We start from the raw sequence: 9,709 nt of genomic DNA on the forward strand, positions 1-9,709 counted from the left end.
TACGTACCCAAGCAATAAAAAAGGTCTAAGACCATAATGATACAAAAATAACAATAAATAATAAGTTGGAATACTATCTGTCAATTAATTTGCTGTATTTGATTACAAACGATTTCGAGATATAAAATTTCATTATATATTTGCTTAAAAGAGACAGACTAAAGTCTTTGTTAATTAACAGCTATTCGGAATGTACAAATTACACCTTATCCTTCTCTCTATATTATTATCACAAACTCTATTCTCTCAGAATTTTACGGGGAAAATAACAGATAAAAAACAACAGCCATTATACGGCAGCAATATCTTCATAAAGGAGATAAACCAAGGTCTTATATGCGATGAGAAAGGCGAGTTTCAAACAACTCTCTCCAATGGAACATACAATATCACCTTCCGCTGCCTAGGCTATAAACCCGTTTTACGGACAATAGAAGTAAAGAACAATCCGATTGACCTCCACATTATTATGGAAGAGGATGCCTATGAATTGAAAGAAGTTACCATAACCAACACCGAAGATCCTGCCTATGCGATCATCCGAAAAGCAATAGCAGAAGCACCACGCCATCTCAGTGCAGCAAACAAATACACTGCCGATGTGTATATAAAAGCCAACATGGAGCTTTTCACAGTATCGAAACTTATTGACAAACTGGCTTCGGAAGATGGTTTGAAAATCTCAGACTTTAAAAACAATGTGTTTTTGCAAGAATCTTTTAATGAACTTCAATTCGTAGCTCCCGAAAAGTATACACAGACAGTAAAAGCATTTTCGAGTACTATTCCTGATAATTTCGACCCGAAAGAATCTTTCAGAATAATGAATGCTTCTATATATTCCCCATTACTCAATCAAAATATATCACCCCTCAACAAAGATGCCTTCAAATATTACAGATATAAATACGAAGGCTTTAATGAGGAAAATGGGATGACTATAAATAAAATAAAGTTTGAAGCTAAATACAAAAACCCTCAACTAATTGATGGTTACCTATATATAGCAGATGATACATGGCACGTTCAATATGCAGAACTTTCTCACGATATATTCGGTATGAAACAAGATTTTGTAATATCGTACGAAGAGGTTTCTCTTCAGGTATATCTGCCCATATCTTACTCACTAACGGGGAAGTTTGATATCTTAGGAACAAGTGGTACGATGAATTATTTCTCATCGTTAAAATATACAGATATTGAGGTCAACAAAGAGATAGTCAAACAACTATCGAAGAAAAAAACAACAAAACGAAATTTCGAAATAAAAAGAGACACTCTTTATACTACCATCACCGATAGTATGGCTACCAAAAGAGATTTATCGTACTGGGACAAAATCAGAACAATCGCTCTTGACAGCACCGAAATTCGTAGTTATCAGAAAAAAGATTCTATACAACAATATGTAGACTCTTTGAAGAAAGAATACCACTCTCCCACTTTCAAACCGTTTGATATTGTAATGGGAGGACGCGTAGGCAGTGATACTGCACGTATTAATTTCGAATATGGTGGACTGATCCGTGCTTTTCGTGAATATAACTTTGTTGATGGCGTATGGCTCGGACAAAGGGCTAAAATGAATATACGATTCAACGAGAATAGAAAGCTTACAATATCGCCTTATGCATATTATACTACCGGACGAAAAGAGATTCTTTATGGAAGTGATCTGGCATTTATTTATGCCCCTCTAAAACTCGGAAAACTGAATATTTCGGCAGCATCTATTTCGGAAGATTTCAACCCCAATGGTATCTCACGCCTCGATAATACCGTTAGTTCTGCTCTATTTAGAAAGAGTGATAGTTATTTTTATCAGAAAGATTTCGTCAATACTCAAAACAGTATTGATTTAGCTAATGGCTTACAACTGACAACAGGTTTTGAAATTGCAAAACGGTCAAGTCTCTCCAATCATAGCGATTGGGGTATTTGGGGTAATAAAGACAAAATCAAACCAAACTTATATCCAGACGATCGTTTCGATGCTGTTTCTTATTCCGTTAAGCTCACCTATTCTCCATACGCATACTACTCTATATATAAAGGGCGAAAAGTGTATCGGAAAATTACCTCACCCACATTCACAGTCGAATATAATGAAGGATTTTCATCGTGGCTCAAAAACAATTCAAGATATAGAAAGCTACAAGGAAGTATCTCCCAGAAAATAAAAATAAGCTATTTCAATGATATCGATTATTTGGTAGAAGGGGGAAGCTTTTTAGGAAGTACCAGTAGAACTCACTTTGCAGATTATCAACATTTCAATACATCAAGAAAATACTCATTGACCGATTTTCCGTTTGACACATATACCCTACTCGGTAATTACGAAGCATCAACCAATCGTTATTGGATTAGATCGCAATTCAATTATCAAAGTCAATATTTATTATTGAAGCGATTATCTTTTCTACAATCACTTCCTATGACCGAAAACTTACATTTCAAGAACTTATATACCCCTGATCTCAATCTGTATACCGAAATTGGATATTCGGTAGACTTAATTAATCTTGTTAATGTAGGAGCTTTCACCTCTTTCCGCAAAGGAAATTATGATGCCTTTGGTATACGGTTATCGTTTAACTTAAAAGCAATTCTTGATAAGGATTAGAGAATATCTTCGGGTTTAAATTTTTATCTTTGCAAAAACAAAGAATATGGCTTCCTTAAAACATTGGATTTCGGCACTACGTCCCCGAACTTTATTTCTTGCCGTTGCCTCCACTATTTGTGCAAATGGCATGGCTTATAGTAGCGGGCACTTTAGTATTAGTATATGCGTACTTACGATATTGACTGCAACACTTCTTCAACTACTTTCCAATCTAGCCAATGATCTGGGAGATTTTCAACATGGAACAGATATAACAGGGCAACGAGTAGGCCCTACCCGCACCGTACAAAGTGGAGCTATTACTCCTCATCAAATGAAGGTTGCCATTGGCATAGCCATTTTAGCTTCGATGCTGGTAGGTGCAGCATTAATATACGAAGCATCACAATTTATCAATATCATATATATTATACTACTCCTTCTTCTAGGAATAGCATCTATATGGGCAGCAATAAAATATACTGCCGGAAAGAATCCATACGGATATAAAGGGTTTGGTGATATTTTCTCGTTTGTGTTCTTTGGTCCTGTAGCCGTTGTGGGAACATACTTTCTACACTTACACGAAATGACATTTCAGCCTTGGTTACCTGCTATTGGTTTGGGAATGTTTACAGCCGCAGTACTTAACGTCAATAATATGCGAGACATGGAAAACGATCGCAATTCAGGAAAGATGACTTTAGCCATCCATTTAGGACTGAGAGGTGCAAAGTTATACCATACTTTCCTCTCCCTCGGTGGAATACTTTGCTTTATAGCATATAGTATAATATATAGTACCAATTGCTATCAATACTTATATATGGTATTCTTTATACCCTTCCTTATTATTCTTCGAAACATATACAAAAACACTGATAATCGACTGCTTGATCCTTACTTGAAGTTTACTTCTCTATCAGCTTTCATTCTATCTGTCGCTTTTGCAGTTTGTATTAATTTGTAAAATACAGGAAATTAAATAGACTTAAATATAAGCCTATTCTTCAAATTCTATTCTATCATTTCCTAAACTCTTGATGCGCACCAATGATTCAACATGAATATGCTGCTCACGAAGACGCTTACCTCCATCTTGAAAACTTTTCTCGATAATAAAGCCCATACCTGCTAATGTAGCACCAGCTTTTTCCACAAGATCTTTTACACCAATAGCTGCGTGACCATTTGCCAAGAAGTCGTCTATAAATACAACTGTATCATCAGGAGTCAGAAAATCGCTGCTTACACAAACATCATAAGTAATATCCTTAGTAAACGAATACACCTGAGAAGTTATCATTCTATCCATTGTCTTAGGTTTTGCTTTCTTTACAAAAACTACAGGTAATTCGAGCAGATAACCCAACATTATAGCAGGAGCAATACCACTTGCTTCAATAGTAACAATTTTATTGATAGGAAGATTTCCAAAACGACGTACAAATTCTACTCCTATCGATTTCATCAATATCGGATCCATTTGATGGTTAATAAAGCTATCTACCTTTAATATTCCTCCATCAAAGCTTTTTCCGTCTTTTAGTATTCTGTCTTTTAATAATTTCATGGTCTTCCCTCTTTATATTTAAGTAACTGAAAGTATCTAATTATGCATCTTAAAATTATAACAAACTAAAGCCGTTATACTTGCCAAAGTATTCATAAGGTCTCAGACCTTATTCTTTTATTCTGATAACAATGTTTGCTATAATAGCAACTAATCCTCCCGTAGTAATTCCCGACGAGAATATACCTTTCACCCAATCGGGCATTTGTATTAAAATATCAGGCGCAAGCTCTACTCCTAAACCGCAAGCAAAACTAACAGCTAATACTAATATTGCTTTTCGGTCTATATCTTGTGATGCAATGATACGTACCCCCGAAGCGGCAACTGTACCAAACATCAACAATGTAGCTCCACCAAGAACAGGCTCGGGCATTAAAGAGAAAAGTCCTCCAATAAAAGGAAAAGCACTCAATAAAATTAAAAAACCTGCTATATAATAACCAACATATCGGCTAGCAACACCTGTAAGTTGAATAAGTCCGTTATTTTGAGCAAAAATCGAATTAGGAAACGAATTGAAGACACCCGCAACAACTGAATTAAAACCATCAGCCATAACACCTCCTTGAACACGTTTCACAAATTTCTCACCTTTAATAGGTTCTCCACCAATCATCGAATTGGCTGTAATATCTCCCATCGCTTCAATAGAAGTAATAAAGTATATAAGAGCTACTGCTATGAAGGCTGACAGATCAAACCCTAATCCATATTTAAATGGAGTAGGTATATTAATCATGCCAAGAGTTCCCAGTTGCGAAAAATCAATCAGTCCCATGAAATAAGAAACAACATAGCCTAATAGAAGTCCTAACACAATGGAACACATACGTACATATTTATTTCTAAAGCTATTAAAGATCAAGATAGATACCAAGACCATACCTGCAAGACCTAAATTTTGATAGCTTCCAAAAGTTCCATTTTCAATAGCTCCAAAACCACCACCACATGCAGTAATACCAACTTTGATAAGGCTAAGTCCGATCATGGTAACGACAATACCCGAAACAAGTGGAGTTATTATTTTTTGAGTATATTTTAATATTCTACTTACAACCATTTCCACAGGAGCACCTGCAATACACACTCCAAATATAACAGGAAGTGCTGCAATACCCATACCATGAAAACTAGCAGTTAATGCCCCTATAAAAGAAAAGCTTGTCCCTTGTACACAGAGCAAGCCACAACCCAAAGGTCCTATACGTCTACATTGAATAAAGGTTGAAATACCAGAGGCTAAGAGAGCCATTGAAACCAGAAAACTCGTCGTCTCCTTATCCAGACCTAAGCTGGCGGCAATTATTAACGGAGGAGTCACTATCGCGACAAAAATGGCTAACAAATGCTGGAAAGCTATAAACACAGCCTCTTTGAAAGGCGGGCGATCTTCAATCTGATAAATCAGATCGGTTTTTTGGATAGGCAGAATCATTTCATCCAACCCTTCTTCGATGATTGCAGACATAGTTGATTTAAAAAATTTGCTAAAGATAATTAAAATATAATCTTTATCGTATACTTTTGGCGCTGTTAAACAATTATTGATCTATTATTTTTCAAGAGATAAGCAGAGTACACAATATTAAATTATTTTCATACTTTTATACCTTAAGCAACAAAACAAATCTACTCAATGAACCAAAACAATATTATATGAGAAGTAACCTTTTTTTATTCAAGCAAATACTAATTATGGGAATTTGCATAGCCTTTTTATCTTGTACATCTACAAACAAAGACAAATTTCCTGAACCCAAGATAATGATGGGTACAGCTAAGGTAACGGGATCAATTACTAATCTACAACTAAAAGATGGCGATGAAAAACCGATTATATGGCTACGTGTTCCAAACCCGGTAACAGGAGAACCCAGTATGTTAGAAACATACCTGAATAAAGATGGAAGTTTCAGTTTTGAAGTCCCAATGGAATCGAATTTTTTAATTGGTGTTATTAGTTCAGAAACACTCAGCAATCGCTTTATTATCGGCCTGGCTTCAGAAGAAGAAACAAAACTGACAATAACAAAAAAGGACGATAAAAATGTAGAAGTAAATATTTCAAGCAGAATTGAATTAACACCCAATGATGTCTTGAATTTCGGAGATGCGATAAATCAAATGATGATAATGGAATCTCAGAGTAATTATTCATCTTATTATAAAATGCCTCCCATAGATTTTGTCCGTATTACAATTCAAAAGATGGAAAAAACATTAGACATTATAGCGAATGATTCCACTTTATCAAAAAGCACCCAAAATTTTGGAATGAACGAATTCAAGTTAATCAGCCTGGCAGGATACCTTCTTAATTACAATGCCTACATGACCACCAACTATGAAAACTTCAAGGACAAAGGAGATCCCAAAGAGTTTACTCCACAAAAACTAGATAAATCTTATTTTACTTTTTTAAAAGACTTCAACCTCAATGATCCCCAGTATCTGTACAATACAGACTACCCGAGAGTGCTAAAAGACATACTATTTAATGAAACATTAAACATACCTCTAATAAAAGACTCCCCCGTAGATGAATGGCTAAAAGAGGTGAAAGCTATAATGACAGACTTAATCGGCACAAACAGAGGTTTGTTTTATGACATGTTAGCTGTCAATGCTTATATTGCACAGTTCGAGAATGAAGTACAACCTTTATCAGATAAACAAATTGAAAATATCAAAAGCTACTTTAAGAATAAGGAAATTACAAAAATACTATTGAAGAAGAATGAGGATATTATGAAAGTAGCTCAATACAACAGTAATCCGGTTATTAAAGAAACACCAGCCGTCCCTCAAAAAGAATTGATGCCTGCTATTATCAACCAATATAAAGGGAAAGTTGTTTTAGTAGATTTTTGGGCAACTTGGTGCGGACCTTGTTTGGCAGCGATGAAAGAATTCAGAGAAGCGAAAGATAGTTATAAGAATAAAGATATTGTATTCTTATATATAACCAATACATCCTCTCCTCTTAATTTATGGAAAGACAAGATTAAAGGAATAGGAGGCGAACATTATTACCTTACCAAAGGCGAATGGAAGTCTCTTCAGGATAGCTTTGATTTTATAGGAATACCAACTTATCAGCTTTATGATATTAATGGTAAATTAGAGAAGCAATTTTCGGGCTACCCGGGAACAAACGAGATGAAGACAATGATAGAGCAACTGCTACCTTAAGCAGAATACTCATTAAAGCATAAGAAAGGCTATTTATACAGTATAAATAGCCTTTCTTATTATATATAGTAAGGAATTATAAATGAATTCAGCTTACCTTAAAACGGGAATAACAATGGTAATGCTATAATCATAACAATACCCATAATTAGCTGCAAGGGTAAACCAACTCTGATATAATCCATAAATTTATATTTACCTGCTGACATAACCAATGCATTGGGAGCAGTAGAAAACGGCGATGCAAAACACATACTAGCTGCAACAGCTACGGCAAACATAAACGGATAAGGACTCACCCCCATATTTACAGCCGCCTGCATACCAATAGGTGCAAAAAGCAGAGCTGTTGCCGTATTACTAATAAACATGGTAAGCATAGAAGTTCCAAAGTAAATACCTGCCAATAGTGCATAAGGGCCATAAGGTCCTAAACCATCCACCAAAGTGCCCGATATAATACCTGCAGCTCCGGTTTGCTCAAAAGCAACTGCCATAGGCATCATACCTGCAATAAGAACCACACTTTCCCAATTTATATTTTTATAGGCTTCTTCCATATTACGAAGACAGCCTGTAATAACCATCATTACAGCAGCAGTGAGAACTGCAATAACGGGAGCTACTATATTAGTAACCATAGCAATGACCATCAACACCATAATAATAGCCGCCACAGGAGCTTTATGATCGAGCGTTACTTTTGCAGCTTCTTCCAAAGGTTGACCTACAAGTACCAAATCTTCCTGACGATTACCTAAGCTTGCAATATCACCCCATGTACCTTGAATAAGAAGAGCATCACCCGAATGTAATTTCTCTTTCTGCAAATCGCTCATCTTATATTCATTATTGCGTTGAATACCTAGAATATTTACGTTAAACTCATCGCGAAAGTGAGCATCTATAATAGTACGATTCACTAGTTTCGAATTGGGCATAATAAATACTTCGGCAATACCAATATCCTTAAAGTCGAAAATATCTTTTCCTGCACCTTCTTTCTCTACCAAAGTCAATTCTTTTTCTTCGATAAAACGATTCAAATTACTTTTTTTACCATAACATACCAGTATGTCTCCTCTTTCGATGACCGTATTTGGACCTGCAACAACCTCATTCACGCTTTTATTGAATCGAGATGCGTTTACAATCTTTTCAACAGTTACAACACTTATATTATAAAGACTTGGTATAGAAAGTTCTCTTAAGCTCTTACCAATCATATCCGAATGTTCGGGAAGGCTTAAATGTGTAAGCTTATGCAGTTGATATTCATCTGCTAAATCATCCAGAGTTTTGCCTTTTCGTTTTTCATCACCATCTCTATCGTCTTTCGATAAAAAAAATTTGCTCAGAAAATACAAAACTATTATTCCTATCCCTAAACAGATCAAACCCACGGGGGTAAACGAAAAGAAGCTAAGAGCATCATATCCGTTTTTCTGTAATTCTTCGCTTATAATTAAGTTGGGAGGAGTAGCAATCAAAGTTAATATACCCATACTACTCGCAAAAGCCAATGGCATAAGAAATCGGCGTGGACTGATATTCGCACTCACTGCAATACTTACTACAATAGGCATCATCACCGCCACAGTTCCTGTATTACTAACAAAAGCTCCAATAGAAGCCGTTACCAACATCACCAAAACAAATAACTTGCTCTCGCTATTGCCTGCCAGACGCAGTATCTTAGAACTGATAAGTTTTGCAAGCCCCGTGCGGAAGATTCCTCCTCCTACAATAAATAAGCCTACCATCATTAATACAATAGAACTAGAAAAGCCCGACAAAGCCTCCACAGGAGTTATTATATTAGTAAGTACCAACGCCAATAGTGCACACATTGCAACTAAGTCTGATCTTACTTTTCCACTCATAAAAAATGCTGACGATACAAAAAGTATAATCAGTGTGATATTCATCGGGGTAAAAATCTCATTCAATGTCATAATTAATACCTGTTTATGTTCTAAATTAAGTAATATAAAATAGTTATTGTTTATTATTTAAATAATATAGATCAGCCTTCGAATGTTATAAGAAACAAGTCAAAGCCTATCTCTATAAATTAAACAATACAAAATCCAAAACCTTCAATAACCTAAAAAACTCTCCCTGTTGAAAGCACACAAAGATAACAACTTTGTACGTGTCATAGAAAGCCCGTAAACTTTAAATTTCGCTAAATTTTATATCTTTGGCAAAGATTTTGTAAGAGTATATACAGAATGAAATAAAAGACCGAATTTGTTTATAAGCAAATACGCGTCTTAAATATGTATATAACAGTAGATAGAAAGTAATATAAGATATGAAGGATA

6 protein-coding genes are annotated in these 9,709 nt (G+C 35.3%); 3 read left to right on the forward strand and 3 right to left on the reverse strand.

The annotated features are described in order from the left end of the window. Positions 1-190 precede the first annotated feature (190 nt). Positions 191-2,629, forward strand: a complete 2,439-nt coding sequence (locus tag HGC4_RS06545; protein WP_050709321.1) for a DUF5686 and carboxypeptidase regulatory-like domain-containing protein — start codon at positions 191-193, stop codon at positions 2,627-2,629. Between the two features lie 46 nt (positions 2,630-2,675). Beyond that, positions 2,676-3,581, forward strand: a complete 906-nt coding sequence (gene menA / locus HGC4_RS06550; protein WP_050709322.1) for a 1,4-dihydroxy-2-naphthoate octaprenyltransferase — start codon at positions 2,676-2,678, stop codon at positions 3,579-3,581. Positions 3,582-3,614: 33 nt separating this feature from the next. Here the strand turns inward: menA and xpt are convergent, their stop codons facing one another. Both xpt and HGC4_RS06560 read right to left on the reverse strand, forming a co-directional pair. Beyond that, a complete protein-coding gene (gene xpt / locus HGC4_RS06555) occupies positions 3,615-4,184 on the reverse strand; it encodes a xanthine phosphoribosyltransferase (RefSeq protein ID WP_050709323.1) in 570 nt (189 codons plus the stop codon). Between the two features lie 109 nt (positions 4,185-4,293). Then, positions 4,294-5,658, reverse strand: a complete 1,365-nt coding sequence (locus HGC4_RS06560; protein ID WP_050709324.1) for a nucleobase:cation symporter-2 family protein — start codon at positions 5,656-5,658, stop codon at positions 4,294-4,296. Between the two features lie 188 nt (positions 5,659-5,846). Here HGC4_RS06560 and HGC4_RS06565 point away from each other — a divergent pair, with 188 nt between their 5' ends. Further along, positions 5,847-7,382: a TlpA family protein disulfide reductase gene (locus HGC4_RS06565; protein WP_082204098.1), complete on the forward strand. Its 1,536-nt coding sequence runs from the start codon at positions 5,847-5,849 to the stop codon at positions 7,380-7,382. Between the two features lie 98 nt (positions 7,383-7,480). Here the strand turns inward: HGC4_RS06565 and HGC4_RS06570 are convergent, their stop codons facing one another. After that, complete coding sequence (locus HGC4_RS06570) at positions 7,481-9,310, reverse strand: SLC13 family permease (RefSeq protein ID WP_050709326.1); 1,830 nt, start codon at positions 9,308-9,310, stop codon at positions 7,481-7,483. Between the last annotated feature and the right edge of the window lie 399 nt (positions 9,311-9,709).

The sequence above is a fragment of the Dysgonomonas sp. HGC4 genome, from assembly GCF_001261715.1.
GTDB lineage: Bacteria > Bacteroidota > Bacteroidia > Bacteroidales > Dysgonomonadaceae > Dysgonomonas_A.

What these genes read in the sequence shown, in the direction of transcription:
- HGC4_RS06545 (WP_050709321.1), top strand. Translation starts at nt 191, where the DNA reads ATGTACAAATTACACCTTATCCTTCTCTCTATATTATTATCACAAACT.
- menA (WP_050709322.1), top strand. Translation starts at nt 2,676, where the DNA reads ATGGCTTCCTTAAAACATTGGATTTCGGCACTACGTCCCCGAACTTTA.
- xpt (WP_050709323.1), bottom strand. Translation starts at nt 4,184, where the DNA reads ATGAAATTATTAAAAGACAGAATACTAAAAGACGGAAAAAGCTTTGAT.
- HGC4_RS06560 (WP_050709324.1), bottom strand. Translation starts at nt 5,658, where the DNA reads ATGTCTGCAATCATCGAAGAAGGGTTGGATGAAATGATTCTGCCTATC.
- HGC4_RS06565 (WP_082204098.1), top strand. Translation starts at nt 5,847, where the DNA reads ATGAGAAGTAACCTTTTTTTATTCAAGCAAATACTAATTATGGGAATT.
- HGC4_RS06570 (WP_050709326.1), bottom strand. Translation starts at nt 9,310, where the DNA reads ATGAATATCACACTGATTATACTTTTTGTATCGTCAGCATTTTTTATG.